Source organism: Lysobacter defluvii IMMIB APB-9 = DSM 18482 (assembly GCF_000423325.1).
Classification (GTDB): Bacteria; Pseudomonadota; Gammaproteobacteria; order Xanthomonadales; family Xanthomonadaceae; genus Novilysobacter; species Novilysobacter defluvii.
Genome location: NZ_AUHT01000004.1, coordinates 238,224 through 259,258, shown reverse-complemented (window position 1 = coordinate 259,258; position 21,035 = coordinate 238,224). Strand labels below are relative to the sequence as shown.

Below are 21,035 nucleotides of genomic sequence, written 5' to 3'. Positions count from 1 at the left end.
TCAGCCGATATAGCGGACCGAGGCGATCTCGTACTCGCGGGTGCCGCCGGGTGCGTCGATGCTCACCTCGTCCCCGGCGTGCTTGCCGATCAGTGCGCGTGCCACGGGCGAGGAAATCGCGATCAGCCCCAGCTTGATGTCGGCTTCCAGGTCGCCGACGATCTGCCAGGTCTTCTCCTCGTCGGTGTCCAGGTCAACCAGGTCCACGGTAGCCCCGAAGACCACCTTGTCGCCGACGTCGAGCTTGGTCACGTCGATGACCTGGGCGTTGGACAGCTCGGACTCGAGCTGCTTGATGCGCCCTTCGATGAACCCCTGCTGCTCTCGGGCGGCGTGGTACTCGGCGTTTTCCTTCAGGTCGCCGTGCTCGCGCGCCTCAGCGATCGCGGCGATGACTTCCGGCCGCTTGACCGACTTGAGCTCTTCCAGCTCCGCGCGCAGGCGCTGGGCGCCCTTGTTGGTGATCGGTGACTGCATCTGATCGGTCCTGTCTCGACTAGGAAAAACGGGGCCCCGCCTGGGGCCCCGCCTGGTTTCCTTGCTGCAACGACGATTGTGCCCGCCGTGGCGGGAATCGCAAGCGCTCCCCCGTTCAGGAGAGCCGGGCGTGCAGTTCCTGCAGCGACCAGACCGGTCCCGCGTCGCGGTAGTCCAGCGACTGCACCAGCGCCCGTGCACCGGCCACGGTCGTCGAATAGGTCACCCGCTGCTGCAGCGCCTCGCGGCGGATCGAGAACGAGTCGCTGATCGCCTGGCGCCCTTCGGTGGTGTTGATGATGTAGGCGACCTCGCCGTTCTTGATCAGGTCGACGATGTGCGGCCGGCCCTCGGCCACCTTGTTCACGCTCGCGCAGTCCAGCCCGTTCTCGCGCAGATAGGCTGCGGTCCCGCCCGTGGCGACCAGCCCGTAGCCGCGCCGCACCAGCTCGGCGGCGACGTCCAGCACGCGCGCCTTGTCCGGATCTCGCACCGAGACGAACACCCTGCCCCGCGCCGGCACGGCCTTGATGCCGCCGGCCTCGTGCGCGCGCGCCATCGCCGCGCCGAAGCTGGTGCCCACGCCCATCACCTCGCCGGTGGAGCGCATCTCCGGCCCGAGGATCGGGTCCACGCCCTGGAACTTGGCGAACGGGAAGATCGCCTCCTTGACCGAGTAGTAGTCCGGGATGACCTCCTTCGTGGCGCCCTGGTCGGCCAGGGTCCGGCCGGCCATGCAGCGCGCCGCGATCTTGGCCAGCGGCATCCCGGTCGCCTTGGACACGAAGGGCACCGTGCGCGAGGCGCGCGGGTTCACCTCCAGCAGGAAGATGTCGTCGTCCCCGCCCTCGGCGTTGACCACCACCGCGAACTGGGTGTTCATCAGCCCGACCACGTCGAGCGCGCGCGCCAGCGCAGTGACCTGCTCGCGCAGCCGCGCCTGCGTGGCGGGCTTGAGCGAGTACGGCGGCAGCGAGCAGGAGGAATCACCGGAATGCACGCCGGCCTCCTCGATGTGCTCCATCACCCCGCCGATGAGTACGTCGCCCTCGACGTCGGCGATGATGTCGACGTCCACCTCGACCGCGTTGTCGAGGAAGCGGTCCAGCAGCACCGGCGACTTCTCGGACACCTTCACCGCGTCGCGGATGTAGCGCTCCAGGTCGGCGTCGGAGTGCACCACCTCCATGGCCCGCCCGCCCAGCACGTAGCTCGGGCGCACCACCAGCGGGTAGCCGATCTGGCGCGCCAGCGTGACCGCCTCGTCGGCGTGGCGGGCGATGCGGTTCGGCGGCTGCAGCAGGCCCAAGCGGTCGACCAGCTGCTGGAAGCGCTCGCGGTCCTCGGCCAGGTCGATGCTGTCCGGGCTGGTGCCGATGATCGGCACCCCGGCGGCCTCCAGGTCGCGTGCCAGCTTCAGCGGGGTCTGCCCGCCGAACTGCACGATCACGCCCTTCGGCTTCTCCAGCTCGACGATCTCCAGCACGTCCTCAAGCGTGAGCGGCTCGAAGTACAGGCGGTCGGAGGTGTCGTAGTCGGTGGAGACGGTCTCCGGGTTGCAGTTGACCATGATGGTCTCGTACCCGTCCTCGCGCAGGGCCAGCGATGCGTGCACGCAGCAGTAGTCGAACTCGATGCCCTGCCCGATCCGGTTCGGCCCGCCGCCGAGCACGATGATCTTCTCGCGATCGGTGGGCTCGGCCTCGCACTCGTCCTCGTAGGTCGAGTACATGTAGGCGGTGGTGGTCGGGAACTCGCCGGCGCAGGAGTCCACCCGCTTGTACACCGGGCGCACGCCGAAGGCGTGGCGCAGGGCGCGCACGGCCGCCTCGTCGGTGCCGGTCACCCGGGCCAGCGTGGCATCGGAGAAGCCCATGCGCTTGAGCCGGCGCATCCGGGCCGGGTCCAGCGCGGCCAGGCCGTCGGCCCCGAGCTGGCGTTCGGCTTCGATGACCTCGGCGATCCGGTCCAGGAACCACGGGTCGACGAAGGACAGCGCGTGCACCTCCTCCACGGTCATCCCGGCGCGGAAGGCGTCGCCGATGTGGAACATGCGCTCCGGGCCGGGCTCCCTGAGCTCGCGGCGCAGCGTGGCCAGGTCGGCGGGGTCGGACAGGTCCAGCCCGGTCGGGTCCAGGCCGGCCTTGCCGGTCTCCAGCCCGCGCAGGGCCTTCTGCAGCGACTCGGCGAAGGTGCGGCCCATCGCCATCACCTCCCCCACCGACTTCATCTGGGTGGTCAGCCGCGCGTCGGCCTGCGGGAACTTCTCGAAGGCGAAGCGCGGGATCTTGGTCACCACGTAGTCGATCGCCGGCTCGAACGAGGCCGGGGTGGCGCCGCCGGTGATCTCATTGCGCAGCTCGTCGAGCGTGTAGCCGACGGCCAGCTTGGCCGCGACCTTGGCGATCGGGAAGCCGGTGGCCTTGGAGGCCAGCGCCGAGGAGCGCGAGACGCGCGGGTTCATCTCGATCACCACCACGCGCCCGTTCTCGGCGTTGATGCCGAACTGCACGTTGGAACCGCCGGTGTCCACGCCGATCTTGCGCAGCACCGCGAGCGAGGCGTCGCGCAGGCGCTGGTACTCCCGGTCGGTCAGGGTCTGGGCGGGGGCGACGGTGATCGAGTCACCGGTGTGCACGCCCATGGCATCGAAGTTCTCGATCGAGCACACGATGATGCAGTTGTCCGCGCGGTCGCGGACCACCTCCATCTCGAACTCCTTCCAGCCCAGCACGGACTCCTCGATCAGCACCTCGCTGGTCGGCGAGAGCTCGAGCCCGCGCTTCACGATCTCCTCGAACTCCTCGACGTTGTAGGCGATGCCGCCGCCGCTGCCGCCGAGGGTGAAGCTGGGCCGGATGATGGTCGGGAAGCCGACCGTGGCCTGGATCTCCACCGCCTGCTCGTAGCTCTTGGCCACCGCGGCCTTCGGGCACTCCAGGCCGATCTCCTCCATCGCCACCCGGAACAGCTCGCGGTCCTCGGCCATCCGGATGGCCTCGCGCGAGGCGCCGATCAGCTCGACGCCGTGCTTCTCCAGCACCCCGTGGTCGGCCAGGTCCAGCGCGCAGTTCAGCGCGGTCTGCCCCCCCATCGTCGGCAGCAGCGCGTCGGGCTTTTCCTTGGCGATGATCTTCTCGACCGTCTGCCAGGTGATCGGCTCGATGTAGACCGCGTCGGCCATCTCCGGGTCGGTCATGATCGTGGCCGGATTGGAGTTGACCAGCACGACCCGGTAGCCCTCCTCGCGCAGGGCCTTGCAGGCCTGGGCGCCGGAGTAGTCGAACTCGCAGGCCTGGCCGATGACGATCGGGCCAGCGCCGATGATCAGGACGGTCTTGATGTCGGTGCGCCTGGGCATGTCAACGCGCCTCCATCAGCGCAACGAAACGTCGGAACAGTGGTGCGACATCCTGCGGGCCCGGACCGGCTTCGGGGTGTCCCTGGAAGCCGAACGCCGGGGCATCGGTGAACTCGATGCCCTGGTTGCTGCCGTCGAACAGCGAGCGATGGGTCGGGCGGACGTTGCCGGGCAGGCTGCCCTCATCGACCGCGAAGCCGTGGTTCTGGCTGGTGATCATCACCTTGCCGGTGGCCAGTTCCTGGACCGGGTGGTTCGCGCCGTGGTGCCCGGTCTTCATCTTGACCGTACGCCCACCCGCGGCGAGTCCGAGGATCTGGTGGCCCAGGCAGATGCCGAAGGTGGGCACCCTGCGCGCCAGCAACTCGCGCGCGGCCGCGATCGCGTAGTCGCAGGCGGCCGGGTCGCCCGGGCCATTGGCGAGCATCACGCCGTCGGGGCGATGCGCCAGCGCCTCCTCGACGCTGGTGCGCGGGGGCACCACGGTGACGCGGCAGCCGGCCTGCACCAGCAGGCGCAGGATGTTGCGCTTGACCCCGAAGTCCCACAGCACGACGTGGTGGCGGCCCTCGCCGGTGGCTACGCCGCCCCCGTCCAGGTCCGGCAGCCCTTCGTTCCACTCGTATGCCTGTGTGGTGCCCACCTCTCGCGCCAGGTCCATGCCCTGCAGGCCCGGGAACTTGCGGGCGGTCTCGACCGCCCTGGCAGGGTCCACCTCACCGGCCATCAACGCGCCGTTCTGCGCGCCATTGCGCACGAGCAGGCGGGTCAGGCGGCGGGTGTCGATGCCGGCGATGGCCACGGTCCCGCTGTCGGCCAGCCAGTCCGGGAGGTCCCGGGTGCTGCGCCAGCTGCTCGGGCGCGAAGGCACGTCGCGGGCGATCAGTCCGGCCGCCTGGATGCGATCGGACTCATGGTCGGCCGGGTTGATGCCGGTGTTGCCGACGTGCGGGGAAGTCAGCGTGACCAGCTGCCGGGCGTAGGAAGGATCGGTGAGGATCTCCTGGTAACCGGTCATGGCGGTGTTGAACACCACCTCGCCCACGGAAAGGCCGGGCGCGCCTACGGAAATGCCCTCGAAGATGGAGCCGTCTTCGAGGGCGAGGATTGCGGGCTGGGTCACGGGATTCGCCTTGGATGCGGGAAAAGCCGGCCCCGGTCCGGCAGCGCCGCCCTGCCGGGGGCTGCAGCAAGCCGCGGACGCGGTGGACCGGTCCGGGAAACAGGGGCTCAGGCGAGCGGGAATTCTAGCGGCGAGCTGCCGCGGAAGCCAGCGCCGGCCGCCACCGCACGGCCGCGATTCAGCCCAGCAGGTCGGCCAGGCGAAGCCTTCCCGGTGGCCTGCCGGCGATGCGCCGGGCCGCATGCAGGGCCCCGCGGGCGAAGACGTCGCGGTCGGTCGCGCGGTGGACCAGCTCGAGCCGCTCGCCCAGGCCGGTGAACTGGACGGTGTGCTCGCCGACCACATCCCCCGCGCGCAGGGAGGCATAGCGCGCCTGCGCCCCGCCGCGTGCCGCGCTCTCGCCCAGCACGAGTGCGGTGCCCGACGGCGCATCCTTCTTGTGCACGTGGTGGGTCTCGACGATGTCGCAGTCCCACCCGTGCAGCGCCCGCGCCGCCCGCTCGACCAGCTGCGACAGCACCGCGGTGCCGAGGCTGAAATTGGCGGCGACGAGCACCGGTACCTTCCCCGCTGCCTCGTCGATGGCCTGCTGCTGGCCTTCCGAAAGTCCGGTCGTGCCGGAGACCAGCGCCGCTCCACGTGCCACGCACAGGCCCAGCACGCGATCGAAGCCCTCGGGGAGGCTGAAGTCGATGGCGACGTCGAAGGCCGGCACCCCGCCGATCTCGCTGGCGCTGAACTGCGGCACCCCGTCGACCACCCGCTGCGGCGGGCGGCTGCCCGACACCGCCCCCACCACCGACAGTCCGGGCGTGTCGGCGGCCAGGCGCAGGACCGCGCGGCCCATGCGGCCGGTGGCACCGTGGACGAGCAGGCGTGCGTGGTCGGGCGTGTTCATGCCCGCAAGGTAAGCGCCCGCCCCGGTCCCGACAAGCAGCGACGGGGCGCGGTGCCGGTCAGTAGCCCGAAGGCGGCGGCGTATCGACTCCGCGCAGCGGCAGGACCGGGTACTCCATCCGCGGCTGGTCGCCGGTCAGGGTGCCGAGGAAGGCGACGATGTCATCCACCTCCCCTGCGGTCAGCTCGGTCCCGAGCTGTGCGGTTCCCATCACCTCCACGGCCTCGTGCAGGCTCCACACCTGCCCGGTGTGGAAGTACGGCGCGGTCAGGGCGACGTTGCGCAGCGGCGCGGCGCGGAACACGTATTCGTCGGTGGCGGTGCGGGTCACCTCGAAACGGCCCTTGTCGCCCTCGGGCAGCAGGTCGGCGCCGGGGCGCGAAACCAGCCCGAACGGGAAGTAGGCGGTCCCGCCCAGGTTCACCCCGCTGTGGCAGGCGATGCAGCCGCGATCCATGAAGGCGGCCAGGCCGCGGCGCTCCTTCTCGTCCAGCGCCTCGCCGTCGCCGCGCAGGTAGTCGTCGAACGGGGCGTTGGGAGTGACCAGGGTGACCTCGAAGGCCTCGATCGCGCGGGCGATGTTGTCGTAGGACAGCGGCTCGGCCTCGCCGGGGAAGGCGCGCTCGAACTGCTCGACGTAGCCGGGCATGCTGGAGAGCGTCGCCACCACCTCCTCGGGGCGGGCATTCATTTCCACCGCGGCCTCGATCGGGCCCTTGGCCTGTTCCATCAGGTCGGCGGCACGGCCGTCCCAGAACTGGGCGACGTTGAACACCGAGTTGAACACGGTCGGCGCGTTCCGCGGCCCCTTCTGGAAGCCGTGCCCGATCGAGGTGGGCACGCCATCGACGCCGCCCATGCCGATGTTGTGGCAGCTGTTGCAGCTGATCACGCCGCTGGAGGACAGCCGGCCGTCGAACCACAGCTGTCGCCCGAGATCGACCTTGGCCGGGGTGACCGGATTGCCCTCCGGGTCGGGGGCACGGTCGGGAATCGGCTTGAAGATCGCCTGGGCCCGCGCCATCAGGTCGTCGACCGGCGGACCAAGCGGCTGCTCGGGGACATCGGTCACTGCCCGCCCCGCGGCAGGCTCGACCCCGTCCGCCGCCTGGCTCGTCGCGCCGGCGCCGATCGCGGCGCGCGCGGAGTCTCCGCCTTCCACGCCCGCGGACGGCGGGGCCGACGGCGCTGCGTGCGCGGTTTCGCCCGGCTCACCCACGGACGCCGCTTCATCGCCGCGATCGGCACCGCAGGCGGCGAGCCCGAGGCAGAGCGCGGTGGCAAGCAGCGCGGTCCTGGTGGATCGCGCCGGGCCGGGTGCGGGTTGCGCGCGTCGGGACATCGCAGGTACTCCTTCGTCCAATGCCGGGATGGGTCCAGAAAAACACACTGGCCCGGATTGAAACCTGCGGGATGTCAAATTCGCGCGGTCAGGACGTCATCCGGTCCCAGAAACCCTTGACCCCGTCCACGAAGGTGGAGGAACGCGGCGAGTGCCGGCGCCCGCCCTCGCCGACGAAGGTCTCCTCGAACTTCTCCAGCAGCTCGCGCTGCTCGGCCGTCAGGTTGACCGGCGTCTCCACGACCACGCGGCAGTAGAGGTCGCCCTCGCTGCGGCTGCGCACGGAGCGCACGCCCTTGCCGCGCAGGCGGAACAACTTGCCCGACTGGGTCTCGGCGGGAATGCGAAGCTCGGCCTCGCCCCCCAGGGTCGGCACCCGGATGGTGTCGCCGAGCGCGGCCTGGGAGATCCGCACCGGGACCTCGCAATGCAGATCGTCCCCATCGCGCTGGAAGATCGGGTGCTCGCGCACGCGGACGTCGACGTAGAGGTCACCGGCAGGCGCGCCGGCCGGACCGCTCTCGCCCTCCCCCGCCAGGCGGATGCGGTCGCCGTTGTCGACGCCGGCCGGCACCTTCACCTCCAGCCGCTTGGTGCGCTCCACGCGCCCCTGGCCGTGGCAGTCGGCGCACGGGCTGCTGACCACCTGGCCGCGCCCGCCGCAGTGGGGGCAGCCCTGCTGCATGGAGAAGATGCCGCGCTGGAACCGGACCTGGCCGCGGCCGCCACAGGTGCCGCAGGTCTCGAGCTTGCCGTCCGCGGAGCCGCTGCCGTCGCAGGTGTCGCACTCGTCCAGGGTCGGGATCTCGATCTCGCGGGTGACGCCGCCCACCGCCTCCTCGAGGTTGAGCTCCAGCACGTAGCCGATGTCGGCGCCGCGCCGGGGGCCGCGCGGCCCGGCGCCGCCGCCGAAGATGTTCCCGAAGATGTCGCCGAAGATGTCGTTCATGTCGGCGAAGCCGGGCCCGCCGGCACCGCCGCCCATGCCGTGCTCGAAGGCGGCGTGGCCGTGCTGGTCGTACATCCGGCGCCGTTCGGGATCGGAGAGGACCTCGTACGCTTCCTTGCACTCCTTGAACGCGGCTTCCGCGGCGGCGTTGCCCGGGTTGCGGTCCGGGTGGTGCTTCATCGCGCAGCGGCGATAGGCCTTCTTGAGTTCATCGGCCCCGGCGCTGCGTGAAACGCCCAGCACCTCGTAGTAGTCGCGCTTGTCCATCGAATGCCTTGCCTGTCTGGTGTGGTGCCGGCCCGGATGCCGCCCCCGGACACGAAGGAACCGGGGACTCCTCGCCCCCGGTTCCCGGGCATCCGCAGCGGGGTCGGGCTACCGGGCCCTACTGCTTGTCCTGGCCGTCCTTGACCTCGGTGAACTCGGCGTCCACCACGTCGTCGGCCGCCTGCCCGGTGCCGCCGTCGCCACCCGGGGCGGCGCCCGGCTGCTGCGGCTGGGCCGCGGCCGCGAGGGCCTGCAGCGCCTGCTCCAGCGCCGTGCTCTTGGCCTCGATCTGGGCCTTGTCGTCGCCCTTCATGGCCGTTTCCAGCTCGGAGATGGCCGCCTCGGCGTTGCCGATGGCGTCGGCCGGAAGCTTCTCGCCCTGCTCCTTGATGGTGCTGCGCGCGGCGTGGATCAGGCCGTCGGCCTGGTTGCGGGCCTGCACCAGCTGCTGGAACTTCTGGTCCTCCTCGCGGTTGGCCTCGGCGTCGGCGACCATCTTCTGGATCTCCTCCTCCGACAGGCCCGAGCCGGCCTTGATCTCGACCTTCTGCTCCTTGCCGGTCTTCTTGTCCTTGGCGGTCACGTGGACGATGCCGTTGGCGTCGATGTCGAAGGAGACCTCGATCTGCGGCATGCCGCGCGGCGCCGGCTCGATGCCGGTCAGGTCGAAGCGCGCCAGCGACTTGTTGAAGCGGGCCTGCTCGCGCTCGCCCTGCAGCACGTGCACGGTGACCGCGGACTGGTTGTCGTCGGCGGTCGAGAACACCTGCGAGGCCTTGGTCGGCACCGTGGTGTTCTTCTCGATGATCTTGGTGAACACGCCGCCCAGGGTCTCGATGCCCAGGCTCAGCGGGGTCACGTCGAGCAGCAGCACGTCCTTGACGTCGCCCGCCAGCACGCCGCCCTGGATCGCGGCGCCGATGGCGACCGCCTCGTCCGGGTTGACGTCCTTGCGCGGCTCCTTGCCGAAGAACTCGCTGACCGCCTGCTGCACCTTGGGCATGCGGGTCTGGCCACCGACCAGGATCACCTCGTCGATGTCGGAGGCACGCAGGCCGGCGTCGTCCAGCGCGGTGCGGCACGGGTCGATCGAGCGGCGCACCAGGTCCTCCACCAGCGACTCCAGCTTGGCGCGGGTCAGCTTGATGTTGAGGTGCTTCGGGCCGCTGGCGTCGGCGGTCACGTACGGCAGGTTGACCTCGGTCTGCTGCGCGCTGGACAGCTCGATCTTGGCGCGCTCGGCGGCGTCCTTCAGGCGCTGCAGGGCGAGCGGGTCCTTGCGCAGGTCGATGCCCTGGTCCTTCTGGAACTCCTCGACCAGGTAGCCGATGACGCGGTTGTCGAAGTCCTCGCCGCCCAGGAAGGTGTCGCCGTTGGTGGCCAGCACCTCGACCTGCATCTCGCCGTCGACCGACGCGATCTCGATGATCGACACGTCGAAGGTACCGCCACCCAGGTCGTACACGGCCACCTTGCGGTCGCCGCCCTTCTTGTCCATGCCGTAGGCCAGCGCGGCCGCGGTCGGCTCGTTGATGATGCGCTTGACGTCCAGGCCGGCGATCTTGCCGGCGTCCTTGGTGGCCTGTCGCTGGCTGTCGTTGAAGTAGGCCGGGACGGTGATGACCGCCTCGGTGACGGTCTCGCCCAGGTAGGCCTCGGCGGTCTTCTTCATCTTGGCCAGCACCTCGGCCGAGATCTGCTGCGGCGCCATCTTGCGGCCGTCGGCGGTCTGCACCCAGGCATCGCCGTTGTCGTGCTCGATGATCGAGTAGCCGACGTGGTCGATGTCCTTCTGGACCTCGGCGTCGGAGAACTTGCGCCCGATCAGGCGCTTGACCGCGTAGAAGGTGTTCTTCGGGTTGGTGACGGCCTGGCGCTTGGCCGGCGCGCCGACCAGGATCTCGCCGTCCTTCGTGTAGGCCACGACCGACGGGGTGGTGCGGTCGCCCTCGGCGTTCTCGATGACACGGGCGTTGCCACCCTCCATCACCGCCACGCACGAGTTGGTCGTGCCCAGGTCGATACCGATGATCTTGCCCATGTTCGTTTCCTCTCGGGAGCTTTCTGATGCTTGGGGCGGCCGCCCGGGCCGCCGATGTCCGCTATCTGGGGACGTGGCCGGTCACTTCAAGCGCCGGCCCGTCACTCGTGCTTGTTGACCACCACCAGCGCCGGGCGCAGCAGGCGCCCGTTCAGTACCCAGCCCTTCTGGTAGACCTGCACCACCTGGTCGGCGGGCTTGCCGGCATCGACGGAGGTGCTCATGGCCTGGTGGAGCTCCGGGTCGAACGGCGCGTCGACCGGGTTCACCTCGCTCAGGCCGTGGTCGCCGGCGACCTTGAGCAGCATGCGCAGCGTCAGCTCGACGCCCTCGCGCACGCCGGCGGACTCGCCCTGCCCCGACTGCAGCGCCGCCTCCAGGCTGTCGATCACCGGCAGCAGCTCGCCCAGCAGGCGCTCGTTGGCGAAGCGCCGCGCGGTCTCCAGCTCGCGGGCCATGCGCTTGCGCTGGTTCTCCAGGTCCGCGCGTTCGCGCAGGAACTCCTCGCGCAGGCGGGCGCCTTCCTCGCGGGCGGTTTCGAGCTCCTGCTCCAGTGCCGCGACGGCATCGTCCTGCCGGGTACCGGGCTCGGCGTTTTCGGCGGCGGCCTGCTCGGCCGCGTCCTTCATCGGTTCGGTGGTCATGTGGCTACCTGTGATCGAATTCCGGGCCGCTCGGGCCGCGTCCGGCAACGCAATGGGGGCCGCCGGCGCGGTTTCAACCCGTCATGTCCAACCGATTGGCGCGCGAGGGGCCGGAATCCGCCGCGGCGGCGGGCCGGAAAAGGCACCCCCGGCCATCCGGGCGCTGACACCCGGGCCGGCCGCCCTCTACACTTGCGCGCCGATGCTCACCCACCTCTCCATCCAGCAGTTCGCCGTGGTCAGCGGGGCCGAGCTGGCGTTCGGGCCCGGGATGACCGTGGTCTCCGGCGAGACCGGCGCCGGCAAGTCCCTGCTGGTCGACGCGCTCTCACTGCTCTCCGGGCAGCGCGCCGACAGCAGCGTGGTCCGGCACGGGGCCGCGCGCGCGGAACTGCACGGGGAATTCGACCTGCACGACGCACCCGCTGCCGCGGAATGGCTGTCGGCGCAGGAGCTGGACAATCCCGATGCCCCCGGCACCTGCCTGCTGCGGCGGGTGATCCACGCCGACGGCGGGTCGCGGGCCTGGATCAACGGGCGCCCCGCCACGCTCGCGCAGTTGTCCAGCCTGGCGGCGCTGCTGGTCGAGATCCATGGCCAGCATGACCAGCAGGCGCTGCTGTCGCGGCCCAGCCAGCTGGCGCTGGTGGACGCGTTCGGCCGCACCGGCCCGGAGCTGGCGGAGGTCGGCCAGGCCGCGCGGCGCTGGAGCGCGCTGCTGGACGAGCGGCAGGCGCTGCTCGAACGCGGCGATGTCAGTGAGCGGATCGAGTGGCTGCAACACCAGTACGATGAACTGGAAGCCGAGGACCTCGCCGCGGACTCGATCGCGCGACTGCTGGCCGACCACACCCGGCAGGCGCACGCCGGCGACCTCGCCGCGGCCTGCCAGGCGGCGCTGGCGGAGCTGACCGACCGCGACGGGGCGGCGCTCAGCGACGGCATCCACCAGGTCCGGTCCATGCTGCATAAGGTCAGCGACCACGAACCGCGCCTCGGTGAAGTGGCCTCGATGCTGGACGCCGCGGCAATCCAGCTCGACGAGGCCGCCGGGCTGCTGGAGCGCATCGGCAGCGACCTCGAGCTGGATCCCGAGCGGCTGCGGGAGCTGGAGGAGCGCCTGTCCCGGGTTCACGAGCTGGCCCGCAAGCACCGGGTATCGCCCGACGCCCTGCACGAACAGCAGGCGTCACTCGCCGCCGAGCTTGAGGCCCTGCGGGGCGCCGACGAGCGCCTCCGCGTGCTGGACCAGGAGATCGAGTCCGCGCGCACTGTCTGGCGCGAGGCCGCGGAGGTCCTGGGGCGCAAGCGCCGCAAGGCCGCGTCCGAGCTGTCGCGGGCGGCCAGTGCACTGATCGGCGAACTGGGCATGGAGGGTGGCCGGTTCGAGGTCCAGGTGGAGGAACAGGAAGGGGACCGCCCCGACCCGCAGGGCACCGAACGGGTCGAGTTCCTGGTCGCCGCCAATCCGGGGCAGCCCGCGCGCCCGTTGCGCAAGGTCGCCTCCGGCGGCGAGCTGTCCCGGGTCTCGCTGGCGATCGAGGTCGCCGCGCAGGGGCTGGATTCGGTGCCGACGATGGTGTTCGACGAGGTCGACTCGGGCATCGGCGGCGCGGTGGCCGACATCGTCGGGCGCCGCCTGCGCGCGCTCGCCGGCAACCGCCAGGTGCTGTGCGTCACGCACCTGGCGCAGGTCGCCGCGCAGGGGCACGGCCATTACCGGGTGAGCAAGGCCGCCCGTGACGGGATCACCCGCAGCCAGGTACAGCAGCTGGACGACGCGCAGCGCGCCGAGGAGCTGGCGCGGATGGTGGGAGGCGCGGAACTTACCGAGGAGGCGCTGGCCGCGGCGAAGCGCCTGCTGGCGGACGTGGACGCCTGAGGGGCCCGCGGGCGGTCCGCCCTACCCCTGGTCCTTCTTCTTGCGGACGTAGAGGACCAGTGAGTGGTCCTGGATTTCGTAGCCGTGTTCGGCCGCGATGACGTGCTGGAGGCGCTCGATCTCCTCGCTCTCGAACTCGATGATCTTGCCCGTGTCCACGTCCACCATGTGGTCGTGGTGGGCGCCGCGGTCGAGTTCGTAGACGGACTGGCCGGCCTCGAAGTTGTGCTTGAGCACCAGGCCCGCGGCCTCGAACTGGGTCAGCACCCGGTAGACCGTTGCCAGGCCGATGTCCTCGCCCTGCTCCAGCAACAGGCGGTAGATGTCCTCGGCGGTGACGTGCCTTGGCTTGGCGTGTTCGAGCAGCTGAAGGATGCGCAGGCGCGGCTGGGTGACCTTCAGGCCGGCATTGCGGAGTTCCTCGGTGGGCATCGTCGCTCCTGTGGCTGGCTGGCGGGCGGCGGTCCGGGTGCCGTGAGTGTATCATTGGCCGGGTTTCCCGCCTGCCCGAAACCGGTCTTCCCGAATGCCCAAGCACCCCGTGCGCACCCTGCTGATCGCCGCCTCCGCCGTCGTTTTCCTGGCCGGCTGCGGCATCGTCTACCGCCAGCCCATCTACCAGGGCAACCTGCTCGAGGAAAGCAACATCCAGCAACTGCAGGAAGGCATGCACAAGCAGCAGGTGCTGGTGCTGCTGGGCACCCCGTCCATCCAGGACCCCTTCAACGCCGATCGCTGGGACTACACCTCCACGCAGCGCCTCGACCGGCTCGGGCGGACCGAGATCCGCAACCTGACCCTGTGGTTCGAGGGCGACGAGCTCGCCCGCTGGGAGGGGGACTGGTTCCCGGAGCAGGACGCGGAGATCGCCGAGAAGGCGCGCAAGCAGTTCGGCCCGAACCTCGCCCGCGACCGCAAGTAACCCGCGCGCCGGAACCCTCCGGCGCGCCACCTCAGCGCATGCGCCCGCTGGCCCGGCGCCGCCGGGCCTCCTTGGGGTCGACCAGCAGCGGCCGCAGCAGCTCCACGCGGTCCCCGTCCTGCAACGCGGTGTCCGGCGTGGCCGCGACCCCGAATACCGCGGCCCCGACGCTTTCCGCGTCGTCCTGGAATCCCGCGGCGCGCACCGCGTCGGCCACCGTCGCGCCCGCGGCAAGCTCCACGACGCGCAGCTCGTGCCGCCGTGGCCATGCGCGCACCACCTCGACGCGCATCACTCGCCCCTGTCGGCAACCCGCACGAAGTCGTCCACCATCCGGTCCGCCAGGCCCTGGAAGCCGACCGCGAGCGCAGGCGCGAGCATCCGGACCGTCGGCTCGAAGTCCAGCGTCAGCGTGACCCGGCAGGCCGACTCGTCCAGGGGATGGAACTCCCAGAGCCCGGACAGGCGCCGGAAGGGCCCGTCCACCAGGCGCATGTCGATGCTGCGCGGCGGGGTGAGGACGTTCTCCGTGGTGAACCAGGTCCGCAGGCCGCCCAGGCCGAGGTCCAGCCGGGCGACCATCCGGTCGGGGCCCTCCTCCAGCACCCGCGCCCCCTCGCACCAGCGGAACCGCCGCGGATAGGCGGGGATGTCGTTCACGAGCGCGAACATGCGCTCGACGGAGTGGTCGACCAGGGCGGAACGGCTGATTCTTGGCACAATAGGCGGATGGCGAAGAACAAGACCGGCAAGGATAAGGGAAAGGCCGCGGGCGGGACCATCGCGCTCAACAAGCGTGCCCGCCACGACTACCACCTCGAGGAGCGGATCGAGGCGGGCATGTCCCTGCAGGGCTGGGAGTTGAAGTCCATCCGCGCCGGCCGGGCGAACATCGCCGAGAGCTACGCGGTGGTGCGCGACGGCGAGATCTTCCTGTTCGGCGCCCGCATCAGCCCTCTCACCCAGGCCTCCACCCACGTGGTCGCCGACGAGGGCCGCACCCGCAAGCTGCTGTTGCACCGGCGCGAGATCGACAACCTGATCGGGCGCATCCAGCGCGAGGGCTACACCGTCGTGCCGACCGCGATGTACTGGAAGGGCAACAAGGTCAAGCTCGAGATCGCGGTCGCCAAGGGCAAGCAGTCGCACGACAAGCGCGCCGCCTCGCGCGACCGCGACTGGGCGCGTGAGAAGGCCCGTGTAATGCGCCGCCACAACCGCGACGCGTAGCCGCGCGGGCCCTACCCGGCGGCGGTCTCCTGGGGCGGGACGTCCGGCTCGTCCCCCGGCAGGGTGAACCGGAACATCGCGCCGCCGTCGACCTTGCCCTCGGCGCTGATGGTGCCGCCGTGGCGCTGCACGACGCGCTTGACCGAGGCAAGGCCGATACCGTGCCCGCTGAAGCTCTTCTGGTCATGCAGGCGCTGGAACGGGCGGAACAGCTTGCCGACGTACTCCTGGTCGAAGCCGGCACCGTTGTCGCGGATGTAGAAGGCGCCGTCCTCCTGCTGCCCGAACTCGACCCGCGGCGACTCGCGCCCGTGGGTGAACTTCCAGGCGTTGCCGAGCAGGTTCTGCAGCAGGTTGCGCAGCAGGGTGGCGTCGCCCTGCGCCTCCATGCCGGGCTGGATGTGCAGGTCGACCGGGTGGCCGGGGTCGGCGGCATGCAGTTCCTCGGCCACGTCCGCCGCCATCCGGCTCAGGTCGATGCGCTCGCGCTGGAGCGGGCTGCGTCCGACCCGCGACATCAGCAGCATCGCGTCGATCAGCTCGCCCATCCGGTGCGCCGCGCCGCGGACCCGCTGCAGGTACCCGCGGCCGGCCTCGTCGAGGCTGTCGGCGTAGCGCTCCATCAGCACCTTGCTGAAGCCGTCGATCGCCCGCAGCGGCGCGCGCAGGTCGTGCGAGACGCTGTAGGCGAAGGCCTCCAGCTCCTGGTTGGCCTCGCTCAGCTCGCGGGTACGCAGGGCCACGCGATGCTCCAGCGTCCGGTTGAGCTTCTGCACCCGCTCCTGCGCGCGCAGCCGCTCGGTCACGTCCTCGGCCTGCACGAGGCCGGCGATGTCCTCGCCGACACTGCCGGGCACCGGCGCGTAGGTGAGCTGCACGTGCCGCGTGTAGCCGCCCTTGCGGTGCAGCATCCGGGTCTGCCGCCGCACCTGCCCGCCGCCCCCGTCGGTCAGCGGCGCCGACGAGCCATGCCGGTCCTCGAACAGGTCCTCGAAGTGCACCCCGACCAGGGACTGCTGCGGCAGTCCCACCAGCCGGGCGAAGGCCGGGTTCGCCTCCACCACGTCGCCCTGGCTGTCCAGCAGGACCTTGCCGATCGCCGAGTACTGCATCGCGGCGCGGAAGCGCTGCTCGCTGCGTCGGTAGTCCTCGGTCATCCGCATGGCCAGCGCATGGGCGCGGGACTGGGTGCGGGCCAGGGTCCAGGCAACCAGGTACATCAGCAGCGAGGCGAACAGCCCCAGCGCGAGCGTCTGCTGGAGGTGGTGCAGCCGCGGCATGGCCGCGGCCAGCGGCGGCGAGCGGAAGTCGATCCGCCACGTGCGGCCGGCCAGCTCCAGCAGCGTGGAATGGGTGAAGGCGGGTTCGCCGGCCCAGTCCGCGGACCCGTACACAGGCACCGGCTCGGCCCCGGTGATGTCGTGGATCACGAAATCGGTCGCGCCGGAGTGTCCCGCCAGCGCGTGTTCCACCATCACGTCGACGCTGATCGGCACGAAGACCCAGCCGAGCATGACGTCGCGCCGGGCGGCCGGGGTGAGCGGGCGGCCTTCCCGGAACACGGGGACGAACAGCACCAGGCCGCGCGAATCCTGACCCGGCTCGAGCAGCAGCTGTACAGGGCCGCTGAGCGAGGGCTCGCCGGTGTCCAGGGCGCGCTGCATGGCCTCCCGGCGGACCGGCTCGGAGTACAGGTCGAAGCCGATCGCCCTGAGGTTCTGCGGGGTGTGCGGCTCCAGGTACATCACCGGGCCGTACGTGGGCCGCTGGCCGGCGGGCCGCAGGTCGAGCGTGCCGTAGCCCGCTTCCTCCCATTCCCGGGCAAGTTCCTCCAGCGGGCGCCGCAGGTAGCCGGCGAAACCGAGGCCGCGCACGCTGGGAACCCGCTCGGGCAGGTTCATCCCCTCGACGTAGCCGTACCATTGTTGCGGCGTGGGCCGGCTCACCGACGAGAACAGCGACAGCCCGCCCCCGGCGAGCAGTTCGTAGTGTCCCAGGCGCTGCTCGATGCGGTTGGCCACGTCCGCCGTCTGCGCCACGAAGCGGGATTCGGCGGTGCGGACCTCGCGGACATAGGTCGAGCGCCAGAGCGCCAGCACGGTGACCACCGACGCCAGCAGCACCAGCAGTGCCAGCAGGTGCGCGCGCCGGGGGTTGGCCATGGTGGCCGCGACCGGCCGGGTGCGTCCCTGGCGTCCGTCGCGGCGTGTCGTTTCGCGTCCTTCCATCGCACGGGAGCATACCCGGCCCGGGCCACCGGCGCCCGGTGCTTAACGGGCGCTGCGCGCGGCTTCCGCGCCCCCTTGCGGTGGCCCCCGCGGCCCCTATACTGGATCCGTCAGCGAAACAACGACTTCCCGGGGGTGCACTGGCTTCGACGGGGGTTGCAAAATCGCCTGGCGCATGCCGAGGGGGTAGCTTTCCTCGTAAATCCAGCTGCAAATCATTAGTTGCCAACGACGACAACTACGCTCTGGCCGCTTAAGGCCTAAGCCCCGAAATCGCTTGTGTCCGTGCTCGCGACGTAGGGTCATCATCACGGAATCGCCGGGAGTGGCCGCCTGCCAGCACCCGGTTAACACACAGCAGGCTGGTCTCCTGATGCGCTTTGCGCGCCGTGCTGTCAGGAGGCGAGACCCAACGGAGCGCTAAGCATGTAGTGCCGGGGATGGAGTGCCTTCGGACGCGGGTTCAATTCCCGCCACCTCCACCAGATCTGGAACCCGACCGCGAGGTCGGGTTTTTCTTCGCCTGCCGTCCGGCTCACGGATGCGTTACGCCGGCGCTGGTATCCAGCACCGATGGCAAGCACCGCAGGCATCCGCAACGGCGACCACCAGCGCACCGCGCTGCTGGTCGTGGACATGATCAACCCGCTGGACTTCGAGGGCGGCGAAGCGCTCATGCCGCACGCGGAGGCCGCCGCCCGGGCGATCGCCGCCCTCGCCCGCCGCGCGCGCGGGCGCGGCGAGCCGGTGGTCTACGTCAACGACAACTTCATGCGCTGGCAGGCGGACTTCCGCGAGATCGTCGCCACCGTACGCGACGGCACCCGCGGCAGTGGGCTTGCCGGGGAGCTGGCTCCCGTGGAGGGCGACTATTTCGTTCTCAAGCCCAAGCACTCCGGCTTCCTGGCGACGCCACTGGAGATCCTGCTCGAGAAGCTGGACGTCGGCCGGCTGGTGGTCACCGGCGTCGCGACCGACGGGTGCATCCTTGCCACCGCCACCGACGCGCACATGCGCGAGTACGCCGTGCAGGTGCCACCGGACTGCGTGGCGGCGCAGTCCGAAGCGCGCAGCCGGCGCGCGGTCGAGCTGATGCGCGACTCCATGGGAATCGACGTGCGGCCTTCCCGCGAGGCGTTCGCGGAGGGCTGAGCCCGATCGCTCACGCCGCGTTGGCGGGGGACGGGTAACGTGGATTGCAGGCGCCGGATCAACGGCGGGACTCCCAGGAGCCATCCATGAATACAGGTACGCAAGACACCCAGGCCGACCGCCGGACCAGCGGCGGCGACAAACCGCAACGCGACGACGAGGGCCGCAGGCACGTCGACGAGGCGCAGGACGAGGCACTGGAGGAAACCTTCCCCGCCAGCGACCCCGTGTCCCCGTTCGTACCCGCGCAGCCGCCGCAGGAAAAGGGCGCCTAGTCCGCCCGCCCGAGGGGAAGCACGACCGCGAACCCCGCGTTCCCGCTCCCCGGCTTGCCCGTGTCCACGCTTCCGCCGTGGGCGCGGGCAATCTCCCTGGAGATCAGCAGGCCCATCCCCAGCCCGCCGTCGTGCGGCGACGGGTGCGGCCCCGAGAACACGAGCTCCCGCTCCCCCTGCTCCCACGGTCCGCCCGCCTCCAGGTCGAGTGCCAGCGCCTCCCCGCCCGCCTTCGCGCTCCAGCGCACGAGGCCGCCGCGGGCGTCGAGGAAACCGGCCAGTGTCGACAGCATCTGTACCAGGCGCTGCACGTCCCCACACAGGGTGGCGTCCTGTAGCCCGGGCCCCTGCTCCCAATCCGGCGCCCCATCGGTCGTTGCCGTGACCAGGTCCAGGAACAAGGGGACCGGAACGGTTTCGCGCCGGGTGAGCAGGCGCCCGTCACGGGCGCGTACCCAGTCCGAGATCTCCTGCACCATGCCGCTGAGGCGGTCGGACTGGCGGTCCAGGATATCCAGCAGTTCGCCGTGCCTGTCAGGTGACAGGCCGCCCTTTCGCAACAGCCAGGTCGCCGTCTGCATGGGGGAGAGCGGACCGCGCAGGTCGTGCGCGAGCCGCTCGAGCAAGGCGCTGGAAGGGTCCGTGCGCTGCCGGTCAACCATCGGCGGACCCCCTGCCCTGCGTCCCGGCGGTGCCGTTCCCGCCTCGTGCTGCATCCCCCAGCATGCCCAGGGCACCGTGCATCGTCGTGGCCACGCCTTGTCGGCTCCCCCCGGGCTGAAAGACTGTCTGCATGAAGTGCGGCACCCTACCGCGGCCGGCCCGGGGCCGCGTTCACGCGCCGTCCACTGACCGGCCATTCACCAGCGACCACGACAATCCCGGGATGGACTGGACACATCAACTGGACACCATCGTCGCGACCGGCATCGCGATGCTCCTCAGCGGGGTCATCGGTTTCGAGCGCGAGTTGCGCGACCGTCCCGCTGGCTTCCGGACCCACATGCTGGTGGGTGGCGCCGCCGCGCTGCTGGTGGGCGTGGGGGTGCTGGCCCTGGGCGAGCACCAGGCGCTCGTGGCGGGCGACGGCGACAGGCTGCGCACCGATCCGTTGCGCCTCGTCGAGGCGGTCATCGCCGGCGTCGCGTTCATCGGTGCCGGCAGCATCTTCGCCCGCCGCGGAAGTGGCGTGGCGGGCATCACCACCGCGGCGTCGCTGCTCATGGTGGCGGTGATCGGGATCGCCTGCGGTCTCGGCTATTACCTGCTCGCCTCGCTGGCGACGATCCTGACCCTGGTCGTGCTGGTCCTGCTCGGCTTCGTCGAGCGCATCCTGGCGCGCCGCCGGAAGAAGGACGGCGCCTAGCCGTCGAAAAAGAAGCGGGCCCCGACCGGGGCCCGCTGTCATGCGTACTACGTGCCCGCCTGTCAGGCGCGGACGGGGACCAGCGTGATCTCCACGCGGCGGTTCTGCGCGCGGCCGGCCTCGGTGTCGTTGCTCGCGACGGGGCGGCTTTCGCCGGCACCGGTGATGATGAAGCGCTCGCGCATCACGCCGCGGCCCATCAGGTAGTTGCCGACGGACTCGGCGCGGCGCACCGACAGCTGCTGGTTGTAGGAATCGCTGCCGACCGAGTCGGTGTGGCCGGCCACCTCGATGATGGTCTGGTCGTATTCGCGCAGGGTCGCGACCAGGTTGTCCAGGACCGGGTAGAACTGCGATTTCAGCGTCGAGCTGTCGAAGTCGAAGGTGATGCTGTCGGGCATGTTCAGGGTGATGTTGTCGCCCTGGCGCACCACGTCCACGCCGGTGCCGGCCATCTGCTCGCGCAGGGCGCGCTCCTGCCGGTCCTGGTAGTTGCCGATGGCGCCACCGGCCAGGCCGCCGACGCCGGCGCCGACCAAGGCGCGCTGGCGGCGCTCGGTCGCGTCGCTGCCGCTGAGCAGGCCGGCCACCGTACCGACGGCCGCGCCGATCAGGGCGCCACGGGTGGTCTGCGACATGCCCTGCTGCTGGCCCTGCGGGTACTGCTGCTGTTGCGGGTACTGCTGGCCGTAATAGCTGCCGGAGGTGGCGCAGCCGGCCAGCATGGCCGAAGCCAAGGCGCCTGTGAGTGCGAGTCGGAGCTGGGTCTTCATGGGCGGGATCCTCGTTGGCTGAACAGGGCGGAAGCTAACCACGGACCCGTATGAAACGGGTGACGGGGGAAGCGGGTCGTTCAGCTTCCGGCGCGCTACCGCCGC

The 21,035-nt window shown here is 70.7% G+C and carries 20 protein-coding genes and 1 other RNA gene; 7 read left to right on the top strand and 14 right to left on the bottom strand.

Features of this window, described 5'->3' with window-relative positions; translation table 11 throughout:
* From greA to grpE, 8 genes are all read right to left on the bottom strand, one after another.
* Nucleotides 1-477: a transcription elongation factor GreA gene (greA, locus tag G545_RS0101370; RefSeq protein WP_027068824.1), complete on the bottom strand. Its 477-nt coding sequence runs from the start codon at nt 475-477 to the stop codon at nt 1-3.
* Between the two features lie 115 nt (nt 478-592).
* Complete coding sequence (carB, locus tag G545_RS0101365) at nt 593-3,838, bottom strand: carbamoyl-phosphate synthase large subunit (protein ID WP_027068823.1); 3,246 nt, start codon at nt 3,836-3,838, stop codon at nt 593-595.
* 1 nt (nt 3,839) lies between these two features.
* On the bottom strand, nt 3,840-4,961 hold the full coding sequence (carA, locus tag G545_RS0101360; protein WP_027068822.1) for a glutamine-hydrolyzing carbamoyl-phosphate synthase small subunit: 1,122 nt from the start codon (nt 4,959-4,961) through the stop codon (nt 3,840-3,842).
* Nucleotides 4,962-5,139: 178 nt separating this feature from the next.
* Complete coding sequence (dapB, locus tag G545_RS0101355; RefSeq protein WP_027068821.1) at nt 5,140-5,859, bottom strand: 4-hydroxy-tetrahydrodipicolinate reductase; 720 nt, start codon at nt 5,857-5,859, stop codon at nt 5,140-5,142.
* 58 nt (nt 5,860-5,917) lie between these two features.
* On the bottom strand, nt 5,918-7,201 hold the full coding sequence (locus G545_RS0101350) for a cytochrome-c peroxidase (RefSeq protein WP_280513372.1): 1,284 nt from the start codon (nt 7,199-7,201) through the stop codon (nt 5,918-5,920).
* Between the two features lie 88 nt (nt 7,202-7,289).
* Nucleotides 7,290-8,417 (bottom strand): molecular chaperone DnaJ, encoded by a 1,128-nt coding sequence (gene dnaJ / locus G545_RS0101345; protein ID WP_027068819.1) that lies wholly within the window; start codon nt 8,415-8,417, stop codon nt 7,290-7,292.
* Nucleotides 8,418-8,535: 118 nt separating this feature from the next.
* Nucleotides 8,536-10,458, bottom strand: a complete 1,923-nt coding sequence (gene dnaK / locus G545_RS0101340; protein WP_027068818.1) for a molecular chaperone DnaK — start codon at nt 10,456-10,458, stop codon at nt 8,536-8,538.
* 101 nt (nt 10,459-10,559) lie between these two features.
* Nucleotides 10,560-11,087, bottom strand: coding sequence for a nucleotide exchange factor GrpE (gene grpE / locus G545_RS0101335; protein ID WP_036136431.1), 528 nt, complete (start codon nt 11,085-11,087; stop codon nt 10,560-10,562).
* Between the two features lie 217 nt (nt 11,088-11,304).
* On the opposite strand from grpE, the gene recN reads away from it, so the two are divergent.
* Nucleotides 11,305-12,984 (top strand): DNA repair protein RecN, encoded by a 1,680-nt coding sequence (gene recN / locus G545_RS0101330; RefSeq protein WP_027068816.1) that lies wholly within the window; start codon nt 11,305-11,307, stop codon nt 12,982-12,984.
* A gap of 21 nt (nt 12,985-13,005) precedes the next feature.
* Here the strand turns inward: recN and fur are convergent, their stop codons facing one another.
* Nucleotides 13,006-13,416, bottom strand: a complete 411-nt coding sequence (fur, locus tag G545_RS0101325) for a ferric iron uptake transcriptional regulator (RefSeq protein ID WP_027068815.1) — start codon at nt 13,414-13,416, stop codon at nt 13,006-13,008.
* Nucleotides 13,417-13,525: 109 nt separating this feature from the next.
* Between fur and G545_RS0101320 the strand changes: the two genes are divergently transcribed.
* Complete coding sequence (locus G545_RS0101320; RefSeq protein ID WP_027068814.1) at nt 13,526-13,906, top strand: outer membrane protein assembly factor BamE; 381 nt, start codon at nt 13,526-13,528, stop codon at nt 13,904-13,906.
* A 31-nt stretch (nt 13,907-13,937) separates the two neighbouring features.
* Here the strand turns inward: G545_RS0101320 and G545_RS0101315 are convergent, their stop codons facing one another.
* Both G545_RS0101315 and G545_RS0101310 read right to left on the bottom strand, forming a co-directional pair.
* Nucleotides 13,938-14,198 (bottom strand): RnfH family protein, encoded by a 261-nt coding sequence (locus G545_RS0101315; RefSeq protein ID WP_027068813.1) that lies wholly within the window; start codon nt 14,196-14,198, stop codon nt 13,938-13,940.
* A complete protein-coding gene (locus tag G545_RS0101310; RefSeq protein WP_027068812.1) occupies nt 14,198-14,626 on the bottom strand; it encodes a type II toxin-antitoxin system RatA family toxin in 429 nt (142 codons plus the stop codon). The genes G545_RS0101315 and G545_RS0101310 overlap by 1 nt, the downstream gene beginning before the upstream one ends.
* Nucleotides 14,627-14,635: 9 nt before the next feature.
* On the opposite strand from G545_RS0101310, the gene smpB reads away from it, so the two are divergent.
* The gene (gene smpB / locus G545_RS0101305) at nt 14,636-15,136 is read left to right on the top strand and encodes an SsrA-binding protein SmpB (protein WP_027068811.1); all 501 of its coding nucleotides are present in this window, start codon (nt 14,636-14,638) and stop codon (nt 15,134-15,136) included.
* 11 nt (nt 15,137-15,147) lie between these two features.
* Here the strand turns inward: smpB and G545_RS14875 are convergent, their stop codons facing one another.
* Nucleotides 15,148-17,364, bottom strand: a complete 2,217-nt coding sequence (locus G545_RS14875) for a CHASE domain-containing protein (protein ID WP_052106602.1) — start codon at nt 17,362-17,364, stop codon at nt 15,148-15,150.
* A 131-nt stretch (nt 17,365-17,495) separates the two neighbouring features.
* Between G545_RS14875 and ssrA the strand changes: the two genes are divergently transcribed.
* The 3 genes from ssrA (at nt 17,496) to G545_RS15765 (ending at nt 18,791) form a co-directional block, all read left to right on the top strand.
* Nucleotides 17,496-17,849, top strand: a transfer-messenger RNA (tmRNA) gene (gene ssrA, locus G545_RS15145).
* A gap of 88 nt (nt 17,850-17,937) precedes the next feature.
* Nucleotides 17,938-18,516 (top strand): cysteine hydrolase family protein, encoded by a 579-nt coding sequence (locus tag G545_RS13140; protein ID WP_036136425.1) that lies wholly within the window; start codon nt 17,938-17,940, stop codon nt 18,514-18,516.
* Between the two features lie 86 nt (nt 18,517-18,602).
* Complete coding sequence (locus G545_RS15765) at nt 18,603-18,791, top strand: hypothetical protein (RefSeq protein WP_036136422.1); 189 nt, start codon at nt 18,603-18,605, stop codon at nt 18,789-18,791.
* Here the strand turns inward: G545_RS15765 and G545_RS0101285 are convergent.
* On the bottom strand, nt 18,788-19,453 hold the full coding sequence (locus G545_RS0101285; protein ID WP_027068810.1) for a sensor histidine kinase: 666 nt from the start codon (nt 19,451-19,453) through the stop codon (nt 18,788-18,790). The two genes, G545_RS15765 and G545_RS0101285, sit on opposite strands and share 4 nt — an antisense overlap.
* Nucleotides 19,454-19,677: 224 nt before the next feature.
* Between G545_RS0101285 and G545_RS0101280 the strand changes: the two genes are divergently transcribed.
* Complete coding sequence (locus G545_RS0101280) at nt 19,678-20,157, top strand: MgtC/SapB family protein (protein ID WP_027068809.1); 480 nt, start codon at nt 19,678-19,680, stop codon at nt 20,155-20,157.
* 62 nt (nt 20,158-20,219) lie between these two features.
* Here G545_RS0101280 and G545_RS0101275 read toward each other — a convergent pair whose 3' ends face one another.
* Nucleotides 20,220-20,930: an OmpA family protein gene (locus G545_RS0101275; protein WP_027068808.1), complete on the bottom strand. Its 711-nt coding sequence runs from the start codon at nt 20,928-20,930 to the stop codon at nt 20,220-20,222.
* Nucleotides 20,931-21,035: the final 105 nt, after the last annotated feature.

Excerpts from the sequence above, each read along its gene's own strand:
- greA (WP_027068824.1), bottom strand. The coding sequence starts at position 477 with ATGCAGTCACCGATCACCAACAAGGGCGCCCAGCGCCTGCGCGCGGAG.
- carB (WP_027068823.1), bottom strand. The coding sequence starts at position 3,838 with ATGCCCAGGCGCACCGACATCAAGACCGTCCTGATCATCGGCGCTGGC.
- dapB (WP_027068821.1), bottom strand. The coding sequence starts at position 5,859 with ATGAACACGCCCGACCACGCACGCCTGCTCGTCCACGGTGCCACCGGC.
- G545_RS0101350 (WP_280513372.1), bottom strand. The coding sequence starts at position 7,201 with ATGTCCCGACGCGCGCAACCCGCACCCGGCCCGGCGCGATCCACCAGG.
- dnaJ (WP_027068819.1), bottom strand. The coding sequence starts at position 8,417 with ATGGACAAGCGCGACTACTACGAGGTGCTGGGCGTTTCACGCAGCGCC.
- dnaK (WP_027068818.1), bottom strand. The coding sequence starts at position 10,458 with ATGGGCAAGATCATCGGTATCGACCTGGGCACGACCAACTCGTGCGTG.
- grpE (WP_036136431.1), bottom strand. The coding sequence starts at position 11,087 with ATGAAGGACGCGGCCGAGCAGGCCGCCGCCGAAAACGCCGAGCCCGGT.
- recN (WP_027068816.1), top strand. The coding sequence starts at position 11,305 with ATGCTCACCCACCTCTCCATCCAGCAGTTCGCCGTGGTCAGCGGGGCC.
- fur (WP_027068815.1), bottom strand. The coding sequence starts at position 13,416 with ATGCCCACCGAGGAACTCCGCAATGCCGGCCTGAAGGTCACCCAGCCG.
- G545_RS0101315 (WP_027068813.1), bottom strand. The coding sequence starts at position 14,198 with ATGCGCGTCGAGGTGGTGCGCGCATGGCCACGGCGGCACGAGCTGCGC.
- smpB (WP_027068811.1), top strand. The coding sequence starts at position 14,636 with ATGGCGAAGAACAAGACCGGCAAGGATAAGGGAAAGGCCGCGGGCGGG.
- G545_RS14875 (WP_052106602.1), bottom strand. The coding sequence starts at position 17,364 with ATGGAAGGACGCGAAACGACACGCCGCGACGGACGCCAGGGACGCACC.
- G545_RS13140 (WP_036136425.1), top strand. The coding sequence starts at position 17,938 with ATGGCAAGCACCGCAGGCATCCGCAACGGCGACCACCAGCGCACCGCG.
- G545_RS15765 (WP_036136422.1), top strand. The coding sequence starts at position 18,603 with ATGAATACAGGTACGCAAGACACCCAGGCCGACCGCCGGACCAGCGGC.
- G545_RS0101285 (WP_027068810.1), bottom strand. The coding sequence starts at position 19,453 with ATGGTTGACCGGCAGCGCACGGACCCTTCCAGCGCCTTGCTCGAGCGG.
- G545_RS0101280 (WP_027068809.1), top strand. The coding sequence starts at position 19,678 with ATGGACTGGACACATCAACTGGACACCATCGTCGCGACCGGCATCGCG.
- G545_RS0101275 (WP_027068808.1), bottom strand. The coding sequence starts at position 20,930 with ATGAAGACCCAGCTCCGACTCGCACTCACAGGCGCCTTGGCTTCGGCC.